A 23,441-nucleotide genomic window follows, 5' to 3' on the forward strand; every position below is an offset into this window, starting at 1 on the left:
AGAAAAGAGGTCGCTGTCGTCACGTACAAATAACGTGTCATGTCCCCCTTATCTTCCAGACCACTTTTGTTTCTGCAGGAATTAGCACCGTGCACGTCGCTTTTTGCTTCAATCGCTGCTCGCGTTGAAATCGCGTCGTGTCGGTTGCCGGGTATCATCGGGCCAGTCCCTCCACCTTCTCTGGATAAGGTATCCAAACGTATGCGGTTTTGATTTAGTTTGAATCATACAACCTGCGGTTCCACGATGTCAACACTCTTTTTTTGCAAAAACGGCTCGCCTTCTACCAGCTATTCTGCGTCCCCGAGGCGGCGGGGCGCTCCCAGTTCCACCAGTCGATTTTGCCGACAAACGCGGCGGTAATCGACTTTTCCTCCTTGAGCCTGAGCAGCTCCTTCGTCGGCCCGGTCAGGACGGCGCCGTAGATGCGCACGCCTTTTTCCTGCAAATAGCGATAGCGCTCCTCGAGTTGCGGATTGCCGCCCGAAAGCAGCGCGTAGCCCATATCGCGCGCCAAGCTTTTTTGCTCGGTCAAATACTTCATCTCGCCCATGAAGGCGGCCATTCGCCGCTCGCCTTCTCCGTTCACCTGAATCGGCGCGGTTCCGTAATCCAGCTCCCGCTCGGCAAAGCCCCAGACCTCCCCCGGGCCGAGTAGCAGATTGCCGGCTTCCCCGTCAACTTGTTTCACCTCCACGCCAGTGTCGACGGCAAACCAGACCGTCTCCTGGTTGTAGCTGCTGACATGGCGGGAAACCAGCTCGACATACTGCTCATACGTCAGGAAGCTGTCAAACGAGATCGCCAGTTGGGAAACCGTTCCTTCCGGCAGCTTTTCCAGCGTCGTCCAGGCAGGCGTGCGCAAAAAGGACGTGTCTTCTTCCGGTTCTCCGGCCGATAGCGGATAGCGGAAAAACAGCTTTTGCTCCCTGACGCCCCCTGTCCACTCCGGTCTGGCGCTCACGTTCCACAGCACATTCGTGCTCCGAAAGCGGCCAGCGCTTTTGGCCTCGTTGCCAACCTGCTCTCGCAGCTCCATGTCGATGCTGCCGTACAACAGCCCCACCTGCGAGCCGCTGCTGCCCACGCTCACGCCAGGCTGGGTAAAATTGACCATGTCCCGTGCCACCCGGAACAAATCGTCATGCATCAGCGTCCCCACCCAGCCGTTTACGAACAGCAAGAGCACACCCGCGAGGCAAGGAATCGCGAAGGCATAGAAGGAGGTCGTCAGCCTGTTTTTCCACTTTCCCCGGCGGACGATCGCCCGTTGTCTTGCTTCCGAAAGCCCTGGCGCAGCCTCCTGCTTGCCGTCTGTCCCTTGTTCTTCCCCGAGCAATAGCCGTTCCAGCCGCTTCCCGTACTCTTCGTCGTCTGCCAGTTCCTCGCCCAGCCGTTTCGCTTCCTCTCCCGTCAAATCCCCTCTCAGGTAAGCAAGCAGTTTTTGCTCGCGGTCATCCCCGTTTTGGTTCGTCATAGCCCTTCCTCCTTCCACAGTTGCCGCATCTTTTGCCGTCCCCGAAACAGGGAGCGCTTGACATCCGCCAGTTCGATTCCCAGCACCTCCGCCATTTCCGCGTAGGAAAACTGCATCGCCGACAGCAAAATCACCTGTCGCTGCTTTTCCGGCAGCCGCTCCAAACAGGCGGATGCAGCCTCCCACAACTCCTGGTTCACGAGCTGGTCAGCGGGATCGACGGCGGAAGCATCCAGTCGTTCCGGCACGCTCCCGACGTAATCGACTGGCCGCCGCTTCTGTTTGCGATGCCAGTCCACGAAGGCGTGGTAGGCCACCTTGAACAGCCACGGCCGCACTTTTTCCCCGCGATAGTCATCCAGGGAGGCATACGCGCGAAAAAAAGTCTCCTGCGTCAAGTCTTCCGCCTGCCTCCGATCGCGTGTGAGCCGGAAAAGATAGCGGTATATATCGTTTACGTGCAACTGGTACACGTCCTCCAAGCCTACTTTCCCAATGCCTCCACACCCTTTCATCCGATACCACGCACGCTGAGTAAAAAAGTTTCACTTGCTGCCTCCTTTTCCCTGTGAGCAGATGCACATTCTCGGAAAAACAAAGATTGACTAGCGGAACGAGAAGGCATATCATGGGTGTATCGCACACGGATAGATGGCGTGTGAACCACATAAACTCTTATCGCGAGCTGGCTGAGGGACTGGCCCTATGATGCCCGGCAACCGGCGCTATTTTTTTGCGTTCGACAAAAATAGCGAAACGGTGCTAATTCCAACGGATAAGAGTCGGAGCTGTTTGTTCCGGCTACTGACCCGAGAGATGAGAGGAGACGAGACGTTTTCATAGTCGACAACCGCCTCCCCGCTCAAGTGGGGAGGCTTTTTTGCATGATTACATGTTTCGAAACGACCACGACAGCTTTTCAAGCTGCCAAGGAGGACTAGCATGAGTGAGCAACGCATCCTCGTCACCTATTTGACACAAGCCAAAGACTTGAACAAAAAAGCCGCTGCCATCGCAGTCGGCATGACGGTCGGCTCCTGGACGGACTTGCCCGCTGCCAAGCAAGCGGAGCTGGCGCCGTACCTAGGCGAAGCCGTCAGCGCCACTCCGCTGGAAACATTGGAAAACGGGGATGTGCGCGGGCTGATTACCGTCAGCTACCCGACCCGCAACTTCACCAGCGACATTCCTTCGCTCTTGACCGGAATTTTCGGAAAGCTCTCGATGGACGGAAAAATCAAGCTGGTCGACATCGCTTTTCCCGACTCGTTCCTCCAGGCTTTTCCCGGACCGAAGTTCGGCATAGACGGACTGCGCGGACGACTGGACGCCCAAAACCGTCCGCTCCTGATGAGCATTTTCAAATCTTGCCTCGGCCTGCCGTTCGACGATCTGAAAACGCAATTTAAAGCACAGGCGCAGGGCGGCGTCGATTTGGTCAAAGATGACGAAATTTTCTTCGCGGACGACCGCGCACCGTTTTTTGAGCGCATCCAGGCGTTCAAACAGATCGCCCTGGAGACCGAAGCCGAGACAGGCAAGCCTGTCCTCTACGCCGCCAACCTGACCGGGCCGATCAACGAGCTGAACGAAAAGGCAAAACGCGCGGTCGAAGCGGGCGCCGACTGCCTGCTGTTCAACGTGCTGGCCTTCGGCTTCGATGCCCTGCACCGCCTGGCAGCCGATCCGGATGTCAACGTCCCGATCATGGCGCACCCGGCGCTCGCAGGCGCGTACTATCCGTCGCCTGACTACGGCATCGCCACGCCGCTTCTGCTCGGCACCTTGATGCGGATCGCCGGAGCAGACCTGGTGCTGTTCCCGTCTCCGTACGGCAACGTGGCGCTGGACAAGACAGAAGCGCTGCAACTCGCCCACAACTTGACGACGCCGCTGGAGGGCGTGCGCCGCTCGTTCCCGGTTCCGTCCGCAGGCATTCATCCCGGACTCGTGCCGCAGTTGTATCAGGACTTCGGTCTCGACCAAATCGTCAACGCGGGCGGCGGCATTCACGGCCACCCCGGCGGCGCGACGGCCGGAGCGAAAGCTTTTGTCGACGCAATCGCTGCCGTCACTGCCGGGCGCAGCCTGGAAGAAGCCGCTGCCGGATCGCCTGAGCTTGCCATCGCCCTGGAAAAGTGGGGTGGCGCACGATGAGCAAAAAGCTCGTGCTGTTCTGCGATTTCGACGGAACGATTACGGAAAAAGACAACATCGTCGCGATTGTGAAAAAGTTCGCTCCCCCCGAATGGGAAGCACTCACCAAACAAATTCTTTCGCAACAAATAAGCGTACAGGAAGGCGTCGGCAAGCTGTTTCAGTTGCTCCCTTCTTCCTTGCGCCAGGATATTGTAGACTACATCGTCCAGGAGGCTACGATTCGCCCCGGCTTCGCTGACTTCGTCCGCTTTTGCCGCGAGGAAGGCATCGAGCTTTTGATTACGAGCGGCGGCATCGACTTTTTCGTCCAGCCGATTCTCGCTCCGTTTGACCTTAGCGGTGTCCCGATCTACTGCAACGGCAGCGACTTCTCCGGCGAGAACATCACGATCACGTGGCCGCACTCCTGCGACGAGCACTGCACAAACGGCTGCGGCATGTGCAAGACGACCATCATTCGCCGCTACGACCCTGCCACTCACTATCGCGTCGTCATTGGCGATTCGATCACGGACCTGGCTGGCGCAAAGATCGCCGACTACGTCATCGCCCGCTCCTTCCTCGCCGAGAAGGCACAGGAGCTTGCGCTGCCGCACAGCACATTCGCGACCTTCCACGACGTGATTGGCACGCTGACCGAACTGAAACAGGAGGTTGTCTAATCCATGACCGCAACACTCGAACAACGTCTGGACGCTTTTCGCCGTCTGGACGACGCCAAGCTGACATTTGCCCGCCGGGACTGGTTTCCCGGTACCAGCGGCAATCTCTCGATCAAAATCCAGAACGAGCCGCTGCAATTTGCCGTAACCGCAAGCGGCAAAGACAAGACCAAGCTGTCGCCGGAAGACTACCTCGTAGTCGATCGAGATTCCCGCCCTGTAGACGCGACTTCGCTCAAGCCGTCCGCAGAGACGTTGATCCACGCCGTCGTCTATCAAAAGTTCCCGCAGGCAGGTGCCTGCTTCCACGTCCATACCGTTTGGAACAACCTCATCTCCGAGCTGTACTTCGGCCAGCGCGCCTTCTCCATCCAGGGGCAAGAGCTGATTAAAGGCTTGGGCATTTGGGAGGAAAACGCGCGTATCACTGTTCCGATTGTTGAGAACTTTGCCGATATTCCGACCCTGGCCGCCGCGATTGAAAAAGTCATCACCCCGGAAATTCCGGGCGTGCTCATCCGCAACCACGGCATTTACGCCTGGGGCGGCAACGACTTTGAAGCGAAGCGCCACCTGGAAGCATTTGAATTTCTGTTCGAGTACCACGCCCGCTGGCTGCAACTGCGCCAAGCCGTCGTGTCCACTACAACCAATTAACCAAGGAGGCAAACAAGATGGCACAAATTCGTTTCCACGACACTAACGAGTACATTTCCGCACCGGAGGAAGTCATTTCCTTCCTGGACAGCCAAGAGATCATTTACGAAAAATGGGGCGTAGACCGCCTCGATCCCAAGCACCGCGACAACTACAGCCCGACAGAGGAAGAAAAACAGGAGATTCTCGCCGCCTTCAAGCCGGAGATCGACGCGATCAGCGAGCGCCGCGGCTACCTGACTGCCGACATCATCGTCCTCTCTGACAAAACCCCTAACCTCGATGAGCTGCTCGTGAAATTCAAGAACGAGCATCATCACACCGACGACGAGTGCCGCTTCTGCGTAGACGGCCACGGCATTTTCGCGATCAAGGGCAAAGACGGGCGCTACTTCGACGTCGAGCTTGAGCCAGGCGACCTGATCTCCGTACCGCCGAACTTCCGCCACTACTTCACCTTGATGGACGACCGCAAAATCAAGGCAATCCGCCTGTTCGTCACTCCTGCAGGCTGGGAGGCTATCTACTGATACGTATCGCAAAAACAAACAAGCACCTTGGACCATAGCCTTGGCGACAAGGTGCTTTTCCTTTTTCCTGCTATTTACTCACTTAATGACGCCATCGCCTATAATCGACACCTCCGGCACAATACGGACATCGGCTCTGGCAAATGCCGCCGGCCAATCTTCCTGTACCTTTTTCCACTCCTCGTACTCATAGGCACGGGCGTACACGCCAAAGCCAAACGGGTCTGTTCCACTCTCCTGGCACTTTGTGACCAGATTTGCGAACTCTTTGCGCAGTTCCTCGCTAATCATTTGCTCCATTTTCCTGTAGTCTTGTTCCATGTCGAACAAAAACAGCCTTTCGGTGATGGAAATGCGAATTTTCATTTTTACGTCGAATTGAAACCGATTGTTACGGTAGCTTGTTTTCACGGAGCGATTGACGCCATTCACCAAAAAACTGAGCCGATCCCTCGCTATGTGATTGCTGCCACCGTTTACGGGAAGCGGAAGCGTCAAGGATGTCTCTCCCTGCTTTTGATTACGGAGCATCTGCAACAGCATCGTATCTCTTGGCTCGAGCAGCGCAGCGTACTTGCCGCCCTTGTTTAGCAGTGCCGTCCCCAATACTTTAACAGAGCGTCCTGAGTTGATTTCAGCGAGTAACGGTGTGCCTCCTTTTTCAAACATTTGTCGATGAAATTCCTGTAACCTTGTTGTTACTGTCAAATTCCTTTGGCTTGCCTTATCGAGCAGCCTGGTTAGGTGAAGCGGAAGCCGCGGCTTATCCGTCGGATTAAAATTGAACAGCTCCTTGACCGGCCCGTCGCAAACGATCACTCGCGCATTCACCGTAAATCGCGCATCGCGAAACATCACATCCATAATGGGAAACCAATCGGGATGTTCCAACAGTTTTTTCCCGATAACGAACACCTGTATTTTGCCTGATAACGAAAGGCCCGTCACCAGCCCGTCAAACCGTCCTCTTGCCTGACGGAGCGATTCTATCTTGACTCCGTACTCCTCTTCCTTATCCTTGGCTTCCTTGCTGAACACCGGACTCGATAAATAGACGAGAAGCTGATCTTTTTCATTCAGATCTATCCCTGTCATCAGGGTGATCGTCGCGTCTTCCAGATCAATCCGATCCACACACCCCGTCAGCAGGGAGACTACACACAAAATCAATAGAACGTGTACGTATCTTTTTATAACCTTCACTCCTTCACTGACCTACGCAGCAGCCAGATCGGCACAAAAGCCAGAACGGGCAGCGCGTATCCGAATAGCAAACCGCCAGTGCTCCACCACTGCTTCCATTTGAGTAAATCCATGAACGTAGGCGTATACAGCCAAAGCAGTAAAATAACCAACAGCAAAGCGATGCCTAAATGCTTGCGATGATCTGCTGCACCGAACAATTGACTTGACGAGAAGACTGAAAAATACAGATAAGGGAAGCTGGTTGTAGACAAGTAAAATAAATAGAAAGCGAGAAAGATAATATCCATTCGTTCCAAAAATCGATACTCAATCACCTTCCATAAATTCAATGTTGGCCACGTATATTGTAGAATTTCATCGGGGTTGAAAAACACGAAACTGAACAAGGTGATATTCATAAAAATCAGCATGGACAACGTATTGGCCACAACGATACCAAGGACTGCATACTGCTTTTTCTGCAAAAAAGGATAGAGAAAAAAAGCCAGTTCAAATCCTAAAAAAGACAGAACCGTTGATTTTGTTGCCACCAGAATCGGCCACCACCCTTCCTTGAAAATAGGGAGCAAATAAAGCCAGTTCGTTTTCGGCAAGACAGTGACCAAGACGATCGGCATCCACAGCGTCAGATAAAAGATCAGCTCGGCATACCGTCCAAGCACCCGCAAGCCGCCTTGGAGAACCATATAAGCCGGAATGGCCAGCAAAATAACTACCATGTAAATCGGTGTCTGACTAAGAATCCACGTATTGACGATGGCCGCAGTGTTGGCCATGACAGTGAAAGAGGCAAAACCGCAATAGACGGCGATTCCTGCAACACAGACTTTCCCCAGCCATTTACCCAAAAACAACGGCTGCAGATCCACAATCGTTTTGCCGGGATAGCGCTTCATGATGCCGATGATGACCAGGCTGACCGCCATAGCCGCGAACCAACCAATCAAAATTGAGAGCCATCCGTCCGTCCCTGCCACCTCGGCCAGCTCTCGCGGCATGGACAACACCCCGATCCCTACCTGCGCACCGTGAATCAAATAAATGTACTGGAAGACCGTCAGTTCATTGAAGGCATATTTTTTCATTCGCCATCTCCCCTTGGACGATTATCTCCCTGCCTTCTCGCTTGAATGGCCCTCGTACTGACTGGCCGATCCCGCATCGTCCAAAACGGCAAGCGGACAAAGAAATCTTTCCAGTCGCTGAAACGAGCGGGCGCGAGCGGACTTCCGTAGGGAACGCCAAGCGATTCCAACTGGATCAGATGGGCAATGAGGCCCATCAGCCCGACGATAATCCCGACGATACCGAACAAAGCAGCCAGCACCATCATGAGAAACCGGAGCAGTCTAACCGCAGACCCCATATCGTAATTCGGGATGATAAAGGAGGAGATCGCTGTAAACGCGACCACAATCACCATGATGTTGCTGACAATCCCCGCCTGAACTACTGCCTGTCCAATGACGATCCCCCCCACGATGCCTACCGTCTGTCCGATGGGCGTTGGCAGCCTGACCCCTGCTTCCCGCAGCATTTCCATAGTCAGCTCCATAAGCATCGCTTCGAGTAAAGGCGGAAAAGGCACTCTCTCTCGACTCTCCGACCGATAAAATCAAGTCGAGCGGAATCACCTCGTAGTTAAACGAGATCAGGGCGATGTAGAGAGCCGGAAGAAAGGTCGCGATGATAAAAGCCAGCCCCCGCAACAGACGAATAAACGACGAAACAAGCCAGCGCGTGCTGTAATCGTCCCCGTTTTGAAAAAAGGAGGAAAAGGTGGCAGGGCCAATCAAGACGCTGGGAGAACGGTCTACCACGACGGCGATCTTGCCTTGCAAAATGTGCGAGGCCACCGAATCGGGCCGCTCCGTCATCATCAACTGCGGAAAAGGGGAAAACGGATTGTCCTCAATCAACTCTGCCAGCTCGCCTGTATTGAGAATCGAGTCGATCTTGATCTGCTTGATCCGGTCCTCCATTTCTTGCAAAACCTCCGGATGTGCGACATCTTGCAAAAATAGGATCGACACCCGGGTAGCTCCCCTGTCCCCTATCCAAAATTCCTTGATTTTCAACTCCCGATTAGGCAAGTAGCGGCGAATCAGGGCGATATTTTGCATCCCTGTCTCCACAAACCCCTGGTGGGCGCCCTTCAAAGACGCTTCCAGTTGCGGGTCCTCAATCGCCCGCTGCGGCCAGCCGTGCGTATCGAGAACGAACGCCTCGTTGCGCCCTTCTACAAACATGACACAGCTGCCGTCGAAAATCTCCTTTTCAACGGTGCGAAAATCGCGGGCAATCGAGACATCTCCTACCGACAGCAGGTCGAGAATTCCCGCTTTTCCCCGATCCCGCTGAGCCAGCATCGGCCGCAGCACATTGTTGTTGATGGAGTTTTTGTCCACAAGCCCAGTTAAATACACGATCGCTGCCGAACCTTCGAGCATACTGCTTTCAAACGTGCGAATCACCAGGTCAGGTGTCAGCGTGAATATGCGCTCCAGTTCGCTAATATTTTCGCCCAGGCTGTCGCTTATCGGGTGGGCATGGGACGGCTGAATTCTGTCTTTTGCCGACACCCGTTTCCTTCTCAGCCATCCTCTCATCGTCATCTCGAACCGTTCCCCATCCTCTGCTCAGTATGTTCTCTTAGCTTTCGTGGCAGCTTCCAAAAATATGCATGCAACCTTCGAAGGCACGCCTGTCCTGTCGCATAAATCGAGACGACCTGCAAATACTGACAAGAGAACTGGAACAGTCTGGCGGGAGAACCATGAAAAACGGACTAGCTTTTACTCAAATCGTAACAATACTGATGCTGGCCAACGGCTTGATGAACCATGTCATCGTCATCCCCATGATGCTCGACTCCGCCAAGAGAGATTCGTGGATTTCCGTCCTTTTTGCCGGGGCTCTCTACCTGATCTGGACGTGCTTTCTTTACTTTATCTATCTGAGAACCGGGCGCGAACACCTTTTTGTTCGGTTGCAGAACCGATACGGCTTCTTCGTTTCCCGCCTGTTGGCGCTACTGACCTCTCTATTGCTTTATTATCGGGAAGATGACCATGACAGACACGGTCACCTGGATCAACCTGTCTTTTGCTCCCCAGACTCCGCTGACGGTTCACACTGTCCTCTTCGCCGCTTTGTGTCTCGTCAACGCTCTGTTCGGGATACGCTCCATTGCAATGACGTCGACGGTGTTGTTGCCAGTCGTCGTAGAGTTTTTCGTGATGTCCACGAATTTTCAGAACAAAGACTACCGCCTGCTTCTGCCGATCATGGAAGACGGGATGGCCCCGGTGCTCAAAGGCATGATGTACGCGGGAAGCGGCTTTGTGGAACTGCTCCTGTTTTTGTTTCTGAAGCATCATCTGAAAAGCAAAGTGCCTTACTATCAGTTTTTCTCGCTGGCGATGTCGCTGATTGACTTGACCTTGGGGCCGAACGATTGGCGCGATCGTCGAATTTGGCCCGGCGGAAGCCGCCAAGCTGCGCTACCCGGCCTATGAAGAGTGGCGGCTCGCCAATATCGGCATTTATATCGAGCATCTCGATTTTTTGAGCATTTACCAATGGTTCAGCGGGGCTTTCACCCGAATCGCGCTCGCCCATCTGCTGATCGTGGAAATCTGGATGATACCTGGCGGGCGAAAACGGATCTGGTGGCTGACCGGACTCTTTTTCCTTTCGTCGACGCTCTCGCTCCTGCCGCTCAGCGCCATCCAGTTTTACAGCTTGCTGGCCGCGCTCCGAGCTGCTCGGCTTGCGCTGGATGGACAAGCATGTAGTCCGTACGCTTTTGGAGGTAAAAAAGACAAACAGACGCTCGCCATGCTCGTGCTCGAAAAGCCAAAAGCAGCCATACGTCCGGTGCTCCGCGGCGAGAACGTCGTTTTTCAGGTGGATGTCGACATCTCTGGCTTTATTACCCAGCTTTTCCGCAAAGGCCCTGTGCGGGAAATCGAAATCGAAACGGAAGCAGCCAAAAAAATCGAGGAAGAGATTCGCGGACTGTTTGAAAAAGGGCTGAAGCTGGGCGCAGACACTCTCCAGCTCGGGCACACGCTCTATCGCAAGCACCCGCATGAGTGGCACAGACTGCAAAAAAATAGCGCGCTCCCGCTTCGCCCCGACATGCTGGAGTCGGTAAACGTGCAGGTGCACATCAACGACGGCGGTATTTCCAAAGTGAAGCAAAAGCCTTGAGCCAAGCTTTTTGGCTGCGGGCAAAAGAAAAAGGAGCAAAGAATGACTCTTCGCTCCTTTTTTCTGTATGCGTGTCTGTGCGGTTTACACCACGTATCCGCCTGCTTCGATGACGCGATCGGCAATCGACCGTTTCAGCGCAACCGTATTGATCGGCGTACGGCGTGTCAGCTTTTTCAGGATCGAGAGGCGCAGGCGCAGCTCATCTCCTTCTTCCATGGCAGCGAGCGCTTCCTTCGCCCACGCTTCGATGCGATCAAACGCTTCATGCACATAGACCGCTGTCAACTCCAGCTTTTGCTGCTCCGCTTCCAGTCCGTTGGCCGCAATCGCTTTTTCCGTGCGCTTCACGATGCTGTCCATTGCGTACAGCTCGATCAGCATGTCGGCAGCGAACGCCAGCAGCTCCTGCTCCTTGGAAATCGCTTGCTGGTACTTCATCAGCGCGGAGCCTGCCACCATCAGGATGATTTTGCGCGTCATGCTGAGCAGGTGCTTCTCCACCGCAAGCGGCGCTTCCTCGATCTCCTCCGGGTAATAGCTCATCAGCTCGGCTTGCAGGCTCGTCGCTGCTTGCAGAAGCGGCAGCTCGCCCTTCATCGCCTTTTTCACCAACGTGTCCGGGATGAGCAGTCGGTTGATCTCGTTCGTGCCTTCAAAAATCCGGTTGATCCGCGAGTCGCGGTACATGTTTTCGATCTCGTACTCGGACATGAAGCCGTATCCGCCGTGGATTTGCACGCCTTCGTCCACGCAGTAGTCCAAAACTTCCGTAGCAAACACTTTGTTGATCGAGCATTCGATGGCGTAGTCGGCAATCGCCTTCGCGACTTCTGCGCCGTCATCCGCTTTTTCGCCCAGGCGGCCGAGCGCGGTGTCGAACAGGCCGACTGTCCGGTAGACGGAGCTTTCTGCGGCGTACGCTTTGATCGCCATGTTCGCCAGTTTGTTTTTAATCAAAGTGAAATTGGCGATTGGCGTTTTAAACTGCTTCCGCTCCTTCGCGTAGTTCGTCGCCAGCTCCAGCGCTTTTTTCGCGGAGCCGACTGCGCCGACTGCCAGCTTGTAACGGCCTACGTTCAGGATGTTGAAGGCGATGACGTGGCCTCTGCCCGGCTCGCCCAACAAGTTTTCCACAGGCACGGGCACATCCTGCAAAATGACGGTGCGAGTCGAGGAGCACTTGATGCCCATTTTCTTCTCTTCCGGTCCAAACGATACGCCAGGGAAGGTGCGCTCGACGATGAAGGCCGTGAATTTTTCCCCGTCGATTTTCGCATAGACGATAAACACGTCAGCAAAGCCTGCGTTGGTGATCCATTGCTTCTCTCCGTTGAGGATGTAATGCTTGCCGTCAGCAGAGAGAGTCGCTGTCGTTTTGGCTCCCAGCGCGTCGGAGCCGGAGCCTGGCTCTGTCAGGCAATAGGCCGCGATCCGTTTTCCGGACGCCAGATCAGGCAGATAGCGCTGCTTCTGATCTTCGTTTCCAAAGTACACGATCGGCAGAGAGCCGATGCCCACATGTGCGCCATAGCTCAGCGCGAAGCCGCGCGCAAGCGAAAACTTTTCCGTGACCAAAGCCGTGCTGACTTTATCCAGGCCAAGTCCTTCGTACTTCTCCGGCACATCGCCAGCCAACAGGCCAAGCTCCCCTGCTTCCTTCAGCAGACGGACGGAAATGTCGAAGTTGTGCTGCTCCAATTCTTCCAGATGCGGACGAACTTCGTTGACGACAAAGTCCTCCGTCGTTTTCGCGATCATTTTTTGCTCTTCGCTGTACTCCTCCGGCACGAACACGTCGTCTGCCGAACCTGCGTCAATCAAAAAGCTTCCACCACGGATCAATTCTTTCGTATCTGCCATGCTATCCCTCTCCTTTTATGAAAATGGACGTACGTGCTAGATCATTTCAAAAACGCCTGCGGCTCCCATGCCTCCACCGATACACATCGTCACGACGCCGTACTTGCCGCCTCTGCGCTTCATTTCATTCAACAGCGAGACGGTCAGCTTCGCGCCGCTGCAGCCGAGCGGATGGCCCAGGGCGATGGCGCCGCCGTTGACGTTTACTTTTTCCGGGTCCAGGCCGAGCTCGCGAATGACCGCAATCGACTGGGACGCGAACGCTTCGTTCAGCTCGAACAAATCGACGTCGTCCAGGCTGATCCCCGCCAGCTTCAACGCTTTCGGGATCGCGACGACCGGACCGATCCCCATGACATCCGGGTCCACCCCGCCAACGGTAAAGGAGCGGAACTTCGCGATAGGCGAAACGCCCAGCTCTGCCGCTTTGTCGGCTGACATGACGATCACCGCTGCCGCGCCATCGCTCGTTTGCGAGGAGTTCCCGGCCGTTACGCTGCCCTGCACGTTGAAGACCGGCTTCAGCTTGGCGAGCGCCTCCAGCGTCGTATCTGGGCGCGCGCCTTCGTCCTTGTCAAAAATGCGCTCGCGGATATGCACCTTTCCGGCTTCGTCTACCGTGTACTGCTTCACCGTCAGCGGAACGATTTCGTCCTGGAACTTGCCCGAGCTGATCGCCGCAACCGCGCGCTGATGGCTGCGGAGCGCAAACGCGTCCTGGTCTTCGCGGGTCACATGGTAGCGCCGCGCCACTTCCTCTGCCGTGTGCCCCATGCTCATGTACGCCTCAGGCTTCGTCTCCACCAGTGTCGGATTGAGCGCGACCTTGTGGCCGAGCATCGGCACGAGGCTCATGCTCTCCACTCCGCCTGCCACGACCACGTCCGAGCTGCCGACCATAATCTGTTGCGCGGCATAGGCAATCGTCTGCAAGCCGGAGGAGCAAAAACGGTTGATCGTAATGCCCGCGACATTTGTCGGCAGTCCGGCGCGCAGCCCGATCAGCCGCGCCATATTCATGCCCTGCTCTGCTTCCGGCACCGCCGTCCCCATGATGACGTCCTCGATATCCGCCGGGTCCAGTTGCGGAACGCGGCGGAGCAAATCCGCTACGACGGCTGCCCCCATGTCGACGGGATGTACGTCTTTGAGACTTCCTTTTTTCGCTCGGCCGACCGCAGTCCGGGCCCCTGCGACAATTACTGCTTCTCTCATCGTTTTACCCTCCTTCTCCCTAGTTGCGCAAAGGCTTGTTTTTGGTCAGCATGTGCTGCATCCGCTGCTGAGTCTTAGGCGTCTTAATCAGCGAGAGGAACGCTTGCTTTTCCAGCTCCAAAATGTAGCTCTCGGTCACTTCCGTACCCGCCGGCACGTTGCCGCCAGACATGACATAGGCGATTTTGGACGCGATCAGCTCGTCGTGCTCGGAAATGTACCCGCTCTTCTTCATCGCATAGATGTTTTGGCGCAGGTTGGCGTAGCCCGTCTCCCCGATCACGCGGATTTTGCGCGGCTTGGGCGGCGTATAGCCTTCTTTGTCCATCGCGAGCACGAGCTGCTTCGCATCGTACAACAGATGGTCAGAGTTGATGCTGATCCGGTCAGTCGGCCGCAAATAGCCGAGGTTGATCGCTTCCTGTCCGCTAGTCGAAACTTTTGCCATCGCAATCGTTTCAAAAGCTCTGGCGACAAACGGGAACGGGTCGACTGGCACGCTGCCGCCCTCCGGCACGTTTTCCATGGCGCGGAACAGCATTTCCTTCGTACCGCCGCCGCCTGGCAAAAGCCCGACGCCGACCTCGACGAGTCCAAGGTACGTTTCCGCTGCCACCTGTACACGGTCAGCCAAGTACGTGACCTCGACGCCGCCGCCCAGCGTCATGCCGAACGGTGCCGCCACGACCGGGCGGTGCATGTAGCGAATCGCTCTGGCCGCTTTATGGAAATTGCTGACGAGCATGTCGAGCTCCAGCCAGTTTTCATCTTGCGCTTCCATCAGCGCCATCGCAAGGTTCATCCCGACGCAGAAGTTTTTGCCCTGGTTGCCGATCACCAGTCCGGCGAAGTTTTTCTGCACTTCTTCTGCCGCCTGGTTCGCCATCTGCAATACATCCAGTCCGAGCGCGTTGTGCGGCGAAGTGAACTCCAGACACGCGACGCCATCGCCCAGGTCGATCAGGGCAGCGCCCGCGTTTTTCTTAATCAACTTGCCTTGCTCCTTGAGCGCGGCGAGGTTGATGTTTTCCTTGTTTTCCTCGATGCCTTTGTAGACGCCACCGATCGCAAACGCCTGGCGCTTGCCTTCTGCCTTTTGGTAGAAGGAGGTTTTGCCGCTCGCGAGCAGCTCCTCGACCAGCGCGGGAATCCGCTCGTTTTCCTCGCGCATCCGCGCCACTGATTTTTCCACGCCGATGGCATCCCACGTCTCGAACGGCCCCAGCTCCCAGCCGAAGCCCCACTTCATCGCCTGATCGACTGCAACGATGTCGTCGGCGATCTCGTAAGCCTTTTCAGCGGAATACAGCAGCACTTTTTTGAAAACGCTCCAGACAAACTCGCTGCCCTTGTCCTTGCCGTATGCGAGCGCCCGCAGCTTTTCCGGCAATGTTTTCGCCGTCTTGGCCGCGTCCAGCGACGGGAACTTCGGCTTCACGCTCGGGCGGTATTCCAATGTGTTGATGTCCAGCGCCAAAATTTCTTTGCCCTGCGCCGACTTCACCTGTTTGAAAAAGCCTTGCCCTGCCTTTTGTCCGATCCAGCGCTTCTCGACCATTTGCAAAACGAAATCCGGAACCTCAAAGACAGCGCGCTCCGCTTCGTCCGTGCTCTTGTTGCGGACGTTTCCTGCGACATGCACATACGTGTCCAGCCCGACGACATCGAGCGTGCGGAACGTCGCGCTCTTCGGACGGCCGATTACCGGGCCTGTCAGCGCATCGACTTCATCTACCCCGAGGCCAAGACGCACCATCTCGTGGATCGAAACCTGCAATCCGTATGTACCGATGCGGTTGGCGATGAAGTTTGGCGTGTCCTTGCAGACGACCATTCCTTTTCCGAGCACATGCTCCCCGAACTGCTTCATGAAAGCGACGATAGCCGGGTCGGTATCGCGTCCGGGAATCAGCTCCAGCAGCTTCAAATAGCGCGGCGGGTTGAAAAAGTGCGTGCCGAGAAAATGTTTGCGGAAATCGTCAGAGCGGCCTTCTGCCATCTCGTTGATAGAAACGCCGGACGTATTGGAAGAGACGATCGTCCCTGGCTTGCGGTGTGCTTCTACTTGCGCGAACACACTTTTCTTCACTTCGAGGTTCTCCACGACGACCTCGATGATCCAGTCGACTTCGGCGAGCAGCGGCAAATGGTCTTCGAAGTTGCCTACCGTTATCAGCTCGATGTTCTTTTTATCGTAGAGCGGAGCTGGCTTTTCCTTGAGCAGCCTGTCTTTGCCCGCCTGTGCAATGCGGTTTTTCACTGCTGGATCAGCCAGTGTCAGTCCTTTTTTACTCTCGTCCGCCGTCAGTTCGCGCGGTACGATGTCCAGCAAATAAGTAGGGATTCCGACGTTGGCGAGATGTGCGGCAATCCCGGCGCCCATGACGCCAGAGCCGAGAACCGCCGCTTTGCGAATTTTGCGTTCCATCTTCAAATCCTCCTTTAGAGAACCTCTGTCGAGGCATAATCACAATGGCTGCCATCCTTGCTCAACTTTTCAGATTAGTAGATCATTTCCATAAGTTCTACTATTCTTAACCATATTCCTGTATGCCAAGGCTCATGCTCTTGTTGAATGAATGCTCATTCAGTTGGTGGGCCAAAAAATACACCCCACGTGTTGGCTATGTTACCCGCCCTGAGATGTTTTGGCTGACCCCCTACTGAGTCACCGTTCAGTTTTATTGTAATCGAAAATTCTGTCATTTGCAATCGTCACTTGTCGATGTTTCTTCCTCTTTTCCATTTCAAAACAAAGAGGAGCATCCTGCAACAGATGCTCCCCATAGTGCTTGCCTATTTTTCCGAATAAAGAACGGCTGTGATTTTGCGCCCATAAGCATTCGACGCATCCTGCTCCAGCTTGTATTCGACCTGGAAGTCTCCGTTTACCGGGTCGCGATAGTGGCCGACCAGCCAAAGAATTTTCGGGTCATTCATGTCTGTCTTGCTTGTAATCGTCACCGGGCCGTTGTACTTCGGCACTTGCGGAAGCATTGTCATCGCTTTTAACGGTTCGGGAGCGAACACGGCGGCCAAGCGGGCCTGCTGCTTTTTCTCCAGCGCGAGAGTCGCGGAGCGCAAGTACAGTTGGGCGATTTTTTGCTGCTGCGCCACCGTGCTGCGGAACTGGGCTGCCATATCGGTGCGGTAATAATCGAGCAGTCGCTTCATGACGACGGCATATTCCGCGCGGGTCATGATTTTCTCGGGTGAAAACGTCTTTTCGGTCAAAAACAACTGAAACTCGCGAATAGCCAGCGGGTATGGAGAGTATGTATCGCGGTAGAACCGATCCTGCTTCCACTCGTAAAAGCTGTTGAAGTACGTCACCGCGTCCTGCGGCTTCAAATTGGCCGTTCTGAATTTTTGCGGCGCCAGCACGTGGAACAACAGCAGGCTCGCCTCTTCTCGGGTCAACGGCCGCTGCATGGCTTCGCTGGACAGCCACCAGTCAGGATTTTCTTTTTGCTGTTTTTTGAGCAGTTGCCCGCTTTCGGCCAGGTACAAGTAATAGAGCATTCTGTCGCCCGGATCGTAGCTGGACTGCGCATTCGTTTCTACTTGCCAGATCGCTTTCATGTTGACCAACAGTTGTTCTACTTCCCCCCGAAGCAGAAAGCGGTAGTCCAGGTTGCTTTTTCGCTGCGGCAGCTCAAGCGAGCCGTAGGCCGTCTCAAATACGCGGTTGAGCAGAGCCAGCGCTTCGCCGCGCGTAATCGGCTTGTTCGGATAAAACGCGTGGCTGCTGTTTCGCTTTACAATCCCCAGGCTCGCCAGTTCTTCAATTTGTTGCTCTGCCCAGTGTCCTTCGGTGTCATCGAAAACACCTGCAGCATGTGCTCCGCCCGTCCATGCAGTTTGCACGAGCAGCAATGCCATGAGAAAACAGAGAGCAAAACGCTTCATCATGTTATACGCATACTCCTTTCTCCTTTGCCAGAATCTTTACCCCTTTTTCTATGTAGTTCTCCCTGCCGTTTCTGTGGCAGAAAGGTCCAGGACTCGACGAGCGTCCCGGACAACAACGATCCCCCTTTCATGTATCGGGATGGATCGCGCACTTCTTTATACCCTCTTTTCACAAAATGTTCCTAATTGGCGTTGACCATGTGAAAAAAGCCGCACTCCAGCACGGGGAGAACGGCTTTTCAGCAGCCAAACGTTATGCTCACTCTTCGATCTTTTCCAGCCACCCTGGTCCTTTGGCAACAAGCAATCGGTAAATCCCGAAGTCCAGAAGGGCAAAAAGAGCGAAAAGTCCCAGAGCCGTTGCAAACAGAGAAGTCCCCGCAAAACTAATAGCCACGACAACCAGTCCTCCCGCCACCAGGCCGACGAGAAGCGAGAACAGCGGATTGAGATTCTGCTTCACCGCTTCCTGCTCTGAGCTCCATCCCAGCTTGGGCAGGTGCAGGTCGACCATGATGCCGACCAGGTTGATGAAGATCACGCCCGGAATCCCGCACAGGATCGCCCAGACGATGAACTCCCCGGACAGCGCCAGAAGCCAGACAGCTTCGGCCAGCAGCAACAGCATGCTGATCGTGCTGAGGATGATGCCCGGCATGACTTTTGCCAGCAAAAGGTGCTGGGGCAAAATCGGCAATGTCTTGTTGTAAAAGAACCCTTGTCCATCCCTGGAAATCGCCGTAACCGAAGTGCTGTTGAGAGCACCCAGCATCACAAAAGCGGCAAAGGCAATCGCCAGGCTGATGGCTCCGGCGTGCTCGCCCTGTAGCGTCGCTTGCAGGCGCGCTAGCATCTCTCCGCTATCCCGGCGGGCGAGCAAAGGCAGCAAGGCCAGGATCGGCACGAGAATGCCGGAGAGCGTGCAGTTCAGGAAAAAGGCAGGCGTCCGCCAGAGCATTTTCCATTCCTTCCAGAAGTAGGACAAGAGTCTTGAGCGCTGCTTCACGAGCTTTTGAAAAGCCGCATCTCCGACCGTTTTTCGTTTGGCCACAGCGTCGCTGATCCCCATGACCCCAGCGAAGTACAAGCTGTTTCCGACCACAAGAAAGACGATCAGACTGGCAACCGCCACCAGGAAAAAGACTGCCAGATAGCCGAGCGATTCCAGCGTGCCGCTGTCTTGCAAGGCGAGTGCCGCGAGCCTGCCCGCAGGGAAAAACTGCGTCACCAGGTTCAACAACGCGTTCTCCTGGCTGGCAATCAGCTCCTGCAGTTGTTCTATGCTGTCTACCCCGCCGCTCGTCTGGCGCTGCACGACCATTTGAAACCCGACTGCCAGACAAATCGCAAACAGGCCGCTGATTAAGCGGAAGCGCTCCTTGCTTTTGCCCACGTTCGTAAAGCGCATGAACAGCATGACCACAACTGCCGCCATCACAAGCGGAACGATGGGCACGAGCAAAAAAATGAGGACGGCAAACAGGTAGTACAGAAAGCCTCCCCCGCTCTTCACTCCGTATGTTACCAGAAGCGGTCCCAACAAAACCAGTGCCGTAAGATACTCATAGCAGAGCGCGACAATGAATTTGGCCCCAAGAATGTGCATCGGCCGAAGCGGCAACGGCAACAGTTGCTCGACATCCTGCGAGTAGTAAAACACGCTCAGGACGTACAAAATCCCGAAGACGAAAATCGCCACCGAAACCACCGTCACTCCCAGTCCGAGCAACGCCGCTTCCTGTCCGAGCAGCGCCAGCCCGTCGTACATCGCGGAAATAAAGACGACAGCCCCGAGCATCATCGGAATCAGTCCGATCAAAATCGCCAAGACAAGCAGCAGTTTCTTCCAGCCGCTTCCTTTTTTCGCCCCCCAGGTCGAGCCCGCATTTTTAAGCAGCACTTTGGATAACAGCAGGACTTTATTCATGCTTCGTCAGCTCCAGGAACAGGCTCTCCAGCGAAACATCTGACTGAAAATGCTGCTGCATCTCTTTGAAGGTACCGCAAAACAAAATTTTCCCTTTGTTGATGATCGCGACACGGTCACAGAGCTTTTCCGCCACTTCCAGCACGTGGGTCGAAAAAAATACGGTGCGCCCGCTGTCGGCATGCTCCCGCATCATCTCTTTCAGCGTAAACGACGACTTCGGGTCCAGCCCGGTCAACGGCTCGTCGAGAATCCACACCTCGGGGTTGTGCACAAGCACGCCCATAATCATGATTTTTTGCCGCATCCCGTGCGAGTAGCTCTGAATCGGGTCGCCGAGCGCGTTCGTCATTTCAAAGCGGTTCGCCAGTTCCAGAATCCGCTTCCCGCGCACGTCTTTTGGCACATCGTACATATCGGCCATGAAGCTGACGTACTCCAGCCCTTTCAGCCGCAAAAACTGGTCCGGGCTGTCCGGTACATAGCCAAACTGCTGCTTGGCTTCAAGCGGCTGGGAAGCGATGTTTTTTCCGTTAATCGTAATTTCGCCCTGGTCCGGGCGGATCACTCCGGTCACCATCTTGATCGTCGTCGTCTTCCCTGCTCCATTGGGGCCGAGGAAGCCGAATATTTCCCCCTTCGGCACTGTCAGATTTAGCTGATCGACCGCTTTGTTTGTCCCGTTGTAGCTTTTCGTCACATTCACCAGCTCGATCATGTCCGTCCCTCCTTCTATCTGTTTTACTTTTCCCATTTCCAACAGATTCCACTTTATGCTATACGCCCGATGGCCGGAGAAAGTTGCGGATACGAAAAAAGCCGTCGGTTTCCCAACGGCTTATCATGTATTCTGCCCAGCGTAAGGCCGGCTTCAACATCCGGGTATTCTTTACTCTTGCGGTACAAAGCTGCCATCGCGCAGCATCGTCAGCTCGCCCATGATGAACGCCAACTCTTCGGATTCACCCAGCTTGCCGCTCTCCGCCAGCGCTTCCAGGCGGCGGAGCAGGATGTTTGCGAAATCGGCAATTTGTACAGGCTGCGCTTCCATATCCGCGTCATCGAGCACATTGTAGCTGGTCAGCGCTTCCAGGTGAGTCACGATGCGAAAGCCGCCGATCTCGCCCAAAAATTCTTGCTGGTTGATTTTCGATTTTTCCAGCTTTTGCAGCATGGACATCACATCGTTTGCTACCACGCTGGGAAAAGCAACCTGGTAAAAGTTGCGGTTTTTCGCCTCAATGGTCTTGATAATCAAAATATCAATGCCGTCTAGCTTCTTTGCCTTTTTTCCAAATCCAAACATGTATTTTCCACCTCAATCGTTCGATCTGCACAACTCTCTCCATGATAGACATAATCCCGTTGTCAGACAACCCCTATCCTGTTTCCTTTTTCCGTGATCCCGCCCTGTTTTACAACTGGCATCTTTTCACATGGTTATTTATTTCTTTTGCCACACACGCTAACAGGTAACAACGGCTTTTCAAGTGAGGTGCGCAATGAAAACCAACTGGAAAAAATGGATGATTTTTCTGTCCCTCTCCCTGATCGTTACAGGCTGTGCCCTTCCCGCCAAGGAAGAGAGCAAAAGCAAGACGAAAGCCCAGAGCAAGCCCGTGAAGCTGTCTGCCATTCAGAAGCTCGGCGACAACAAAATGGATGTCGTCCTGTTCCTCAACCGTGCCGAACATCTGCTGGAGGAAGTGTACTTCGCCGCGCTCGACAACGCCAAAGGCAAAACCGTCTACGAGGACGGGCTGGCGTTCCGCGAGCTGCCGAAGCAATTTGACAGCAAGGACAAAATCGTCAAGTACTTCGGCCGTTTCTGGAGCACGCCGCTCGCGCTGGCGATGTACGACAAGCTGACGACGAAGCTGGTCAAGGAAAAGCTGTACATTGCGATTCCGCGCGTCGACTATCCGGTCCTGATCTCCGTCCGCAATACGACGGTCGCCAAAGCAAACGGCGAGCTGAACGTAACGGTCCAGGACGCGACCGACTCGTCTTTTGCCTCCGACCGCACGCTGCACTACCGCCTCGTTCGCGATCAGAAGACGAAGCGGTTCGAGATCAAAACAAGATCGGGCACGTACGGCAGCGAACAATTTCAATAAACCCTCTTGACATTTCTTATAGGCCCGGCGAATAATAGTGAATTAACAAGCGCATAGCGAGCGGCAATGACGGGGAACAGTAAAACCGCCCTTCAGGTCCAGAGAGCGAAATCCAACGGCTGAGAGGTTTCGTCCATGAATCGGTTTGAACCCACCCCAGAGCATCCAGGGAAGACCTGGACGGGTTTCTTTCACCTGTTATCAAAGAAAGAGAGCTGGATGTTTGCGACTTGACGGGTATCTTCTGTCGGCAGACGTCAATTAAGGTGGTACCGCGTAAGGCTAACATGCCCTTTCGTCCTTATCAAAGAGACGATTGGGCTTTTTTTATTGCTTTTTCACATGGATACAAGTAAGTGCTAGGAGGTCAAAGTATGAAGAAGGGAAAAATGCGTTTGGTTGTCAAAGTGGGCAGCAGTTCGATTGCCGCGGCAGGCGGTGGCGTGGACCCGGCGAAAATGTCCTTGCTCGTCTCCGCTGTCAGCAAGCTGCGCGAGGCAGGGCACCAGGTCGTGCTCGTTTCCTCGGGCGCGGTCGCGAGCGGTTATCAACGTCTTGGCTACCAGCAGCGCCCCCGCTCTCTCGCTGCCAAGCAGGCCGCCGCAGCCATCGGGCAAAGCCTGCTGATGCAGACGTACACGCAAATGTTCGCGGCCCATCACTTCAGCGTGGCGCAAATTTTGCTGACGCGGGGAGACTTCTCCGATCGCGAGCGCTACCAGCACGCTTTTCAAACGTTGTCGCTGCTTTTGGACAAAAACATTTTGCCGATCATCAACGAAAATGACACGGTATCTGTGGCGGAGCTGACCTTTGGCGACAACGACATGCTCGGCGCGCTGGTGGCCGGACTGGTCCACGCTGATTTGTACATGATTCTCACCGATACGAACGGACTGTACGACAAAGACCCGCGCCACCATCCGGACGCCCGGCGAATCGGCTCGCTTGAGCAGGTGACAGAGGAAATCGAGGCGTTGGCAGGAGGCGCGTCACAGCTCGGCACGGGCGGAATGCGCTCGAAGCTGATCGCCGCGAAAACGGCGCAAGGCTTGGGAATCCCGAGCTTTATCGGAAAATTGGCGCAATCGGCTGATCTTATCAAGGTGCTTGCGGGCAACGGCGATGGCACCTACGTCGGCTACCGTCCCGAATCCCCTGCAACAGCCGGCGTTTCCACGCGCAAGCAATGGATCGCGCTCCACTCCCCTGTTCGCGGCACGATCACGGTCGACAGCGGGGCGGCGGAAGCGATTTTGGAAAAAAGCCGCAGCCTGCTTCTGGCGGGCGTACGCGATGTCTCGGGGATGTTCGAGGAAGGCGAGGTTATCGAGGTGTATTGCGAAGGCGCTCTGATCGGCCGGGGCGTCAGCAGGTACGGCGCTGCCCAGCTCCTGGATTCGCTCTCACCTTCCGGCTTGACGCGACGCAGCGGTACCGTAATCCACCGCGATGAATGGACCCCGGCACGCTCGAAAACGTTTTGAAACCGAAAGAGAG

At 55.1% G+C, this 23,441-nt stretch carries 19 protein-coding genes, 1 pseudogene and 2 riboswitches; of the genes and pseudogenes, 8 read left to right on the forward strand and 12 right to left on the reverse strand.

All coding sequences use genetic code 11. From position 1 onward, the window contains the following. Window positions 1-45: 45 nt before the first annotated feature. A riboswitch (SAM riboswitch) is annotated at window positions 46-191 on the reverse strand. A 92-nt stretch (window positions 192-283) separates the two neighbouring features. Together AC3WQH_RS15455 and AC3WQH_RS15460 are read right to left on the reverse strand one after the other, a co-directional pair. Continuing rightward, entirely contained in the window at window positions 284-1,477 is a 1,194-nt protein-coding gene (locus AC3WQH_RS15455; protein ID WP_221842296.1) for an anti-sigma factor, read from the reverse strand. After that, complete coding sequence (locus AC3WQH_RS15460; RefSeq protein WP_026558502.1) at window positions 1,474-1,992, reverse strand: sigma-70 family RNA polymerase sigma factor; 519 nt, start codon at window positions 1,990-1,992, stop codon at window positions 1,474-1,476. The genes AC3WQH_RS15455 and AC3WQH_RS15460 overlap by 4 nt, the downstream gene beginning before the upstream one ends. A 157-nt stretch (window positions 1,993-2,149) precedes the next feature. Beyond that, window positions 2,150-2,300: riboswitch (SAM riboswitch) on the forward strand. Window positions 2,301-2,419: 119 nt separating this feature from the next. Here AC3WQH_RS15460 and AC3WQH_RS15465 point away from each other — a divergent pair. From AC3WQH_RS15465 to AC3WQH_RS15480, 4 genes are read left to right on the forward strand one after another with little or no spacing between them, the layout of a single operon-like run. Beyond that, window positions 2,420-3,634 carry a 2,3-diketo-5-methylthiopentyl-1-phosphate enolase gene (locus AC3WQH_RS15465; RefSeq protein WP_221842294.1) on the forward strand — a complete coding sequence of 405 codons (1,215 nt, stop codon included), beginning with the start codon at window positions 2,420-2,422 and terminating at the stop codon, window positions 3,632-3,634. Continuing rightward, complete coding sequence (locus tag AC3WQH_RS15470) at window positions 3,631-4,299, forward strand: 2-hydroxy-3-keto-5-methylthiopentenyl-1-phosphate phosphatase (protein ID WP_025844045.1); 669 nt, start codon at window positions 3,631-3,633, stop codon at window positions 4,297-4,299. Before AC3WQH_RS15465 ends, AC3WQH_RS15470 begins: the two co-directional genes overlap by 4 nt. Window positions 4,300-4,302: 3 nt before the next feature. Beyond that, window positions 4,303-4,956, forward strand: a complete 654-nt coding sequence (locus AC3WQH_RS15475) for a methylthioribulose 1-phosphate dehydratase (RefSeq protein WP_005826636.1) — start codon at window positions 4,303-4,305, stop codon at window positions 4,954-4,956. A gap of 17 nt (window positions 4,957-4,973) precedes the next feature. Then, window positions 4,974-5,486: a 1,2-dihydroxy-3-keto-5-methylthiopentene dioxygenase gene (locus AC3WQH_RS15480; RefSeq protein ID WP_005826638.1), complete on the forward strand. Its 513-nt coding sequence runs from the start codon at window positions 4,974-4,976 to the stop codon at window positions 5,484-5,486. A gap of 78 nt (window positions 5,487-5,564) precedes the next feature. Here AC3WQH_RS15480 and AC3WQH_RS15485 read toward each other — a convergent pair whose 3' ends face one another. From AC3WQH_RS15485 to AC3WQH_RS15495, 3 genes and pseudogenes are all read right to left on the reverse strand, one after another. Next, window positions 5,565-6,689, reverse strand: a complete 1,125-nt coding sequence (locus AC3WQH_RS15485; RefSeq protein ID WP_005826641.1) for a Ger(x)C family spore germination protein — start codon at window positions 6,687-6,689, stop codon at window positions 5,565-5,567. Continuing rightward, window positions 6,686-7,777, reverse strand: a complete 1,092-nt coding sequence (locus tag AC3WQH_RS15490; RefSeq protein WP_492332136.1) for a GerAB/ArcD/ProY family transporter — start codon at window positions 7,775-7,777, stop codon at window positions 6,686-6,688. Before AC3WQH_RS15490 ends, AC3WQH_RS15485 begins: the two co-directional genes overlap by 4 nt. Then, window positions 7,774-9,307 (reverse strand): annotated as a pseudogene (locus AC3WQH_RS15495) (spore germination protein). The gene AC3WQH_RS15490 and the pseudogene AC3WQH_RS15495 overlap by 4 nt, the downstream one beginning before the upstream one ends. 456 nt (window positions 9,308-9,763) lie before the next feature. Between AC3WQH_RS15495 and AC3WQH_RS15500 the strand changes: the two are divergent. Both AC3WQH_RS15500 and AC3WQH_RS15505 read left to right on the forward strand, forming a co-directional pair. Beyond that, window positions 9,764-10,210, forward strand: a complete 447-nt coding sequence (locus AC3WQH_RS15500) for a GerAB/ArcD/ProY family transporter (protein WP_448792349.1) — start codon at window positions 9,764-9,766, stop codon at window positions 10,208-10,210. 49 nt (window positions 10,211-10,259) lie between these two features. Further along, window positions 10,260-10,907 (forward strand): Ger(x)C family spore germination C-terminal domain-containing protein, encoded by a 648-nt coding sequence (locus AC3WQH_RS15505; RefSeq protein ID WP_026558498.1) that lies wholly within the window; start codon window positions 10,260-10,262, stop codon window positions 10,905-10,907. 84 nt (window positions 10,908-10,991) lie between these two features. Here AC3WQH_RS15505 and AC3WQH_RS15510 read toward each other — a convergent pair whose 3' ends face one another. The 7 genes from AC3WQH_RS15510 to AC3WQH_RS15540 all read right to left on the reverse strand — a co-directional run bounded on the left by AC3WQH_RS15510 (window position 10,992) and on the right by AC3WQH_RS15540 (window position 21,130). Continuing rightward, window positions 10,992-12,770 carry an acyl-CoA dehydrogenase FadE gene (locus AC3WQH_RS15510; RefSeq protein ID WP_005826652.1) on the reverse strand — a complete coding sequence of 593 codons (1,779 nt, stop codon included), beginning with the start codon at window positions 12,768-12,770 and terminating at the stop codon, window positions 10,992-10,994. Window positions 12,771-12,806: 36 nt separating this feature from the next. Beyond that, entirely contained in the window at window positions 12,807-13,985 is a 1,179-nt protein-coding gene (locus tag AC3WQH_RS15515) for an acetyl-CoA C-acetyltransferase (RefSeq protein ID WP_327953775.1), read from the reverse strand. Between the two features lie 19 nt (window positions 13,986-14,004). Continuing rightward, entirely contained in the window at window positions 14,005-16,413 is a 2,409-nt protein-coding gene (locus AC3WQH_RS15520; RefSeq protein WP_005826655.1) for a 3-hydroxyacyl-CoA dehydrogenase/enoyl-CoA hydratase family protein, read from the reverse strand. Between the two features lie 368 nt (window positions 16,414-16,781). Next, window positions 16,782-17,897, reverse strand: coding sequence for an S-layer homology domain-containing protein (locus AC3WQH_RS15525; RefSeq protein ID WP_492332137.1), 1,116 nt, complete (start codon window positions 17,895-17,897; stop codon window positions 16,782-16,784). Between the two features lie 259 nt (window positions 17,898-18,156). After that, entirely contained in the window at window positions 18,157-19,824 is a 1,668-nt protein-coding gene (locus AC3WQH_RS15530; RefSeq protein WP_007787397.1) for a putative ABC transporter permease subunit, read from the reverse strand. Then, complete coding sequence (locus AC3WQH_RS15535; RefSeq protein ID WP_005826659.1) at window positions 19,817-20,542, reverse strand: ABC transporter ATP-binding protein; 726 nt, start codon at window positions 20,540-20,542, stop codon at window positions 19,817-19,819. The genes AC3WQH_RS15530 and AC3WQH_RS15535 overlap by 8 nt, the downstream gene beginning before the upstream one ends. A 171-nt stretch (window positions 20,543-20,713) precedes the next feature. After that, entirely contained in the window at window positions 20,714-21,130 is a 417-nt protein-coding gene (locus AC3WQH_RS15540) for a hypothetical protein (protein ID WP_005826661.1), read from the reverse strand. Window positions 21,131-21,326: 196 nt separating this feature from the next. On the opposite strand from AC3WQH_RS15540, the gene AC3WQH_RS15545 reads away from it, so the two are divergent. Further along, on the forward strand, window positions 21,327-21,941 hold the full coding sequence (locus AC3WQH_RS15545) for a hypothetical protein (RefSeq protein WP_005826662.1): 615 nt from the start codon (window positions 21,327-21,329) through the stop codon (window positions 21,939-21,941). Between the two features lie 374 nt (window positions 21,942-22,315). Further along, window positions 22,316-23,428, forward strand: a complete 1,113-nt coding sequence (gene proB / locus AC3WQH_RS15550) for a glutamate 5-kinase (RefSeq protein WP_005826664.1) — start codon at window positions 22,316-22,318, stop codon at window positions 23,426-23,428. Window positions 23,429-23,441 lie beyond the last annotated feature (13 nt).

It is taken from the genome of Brevibacillus sp. FW301-21C12A, from assembly GCF_058788915.1.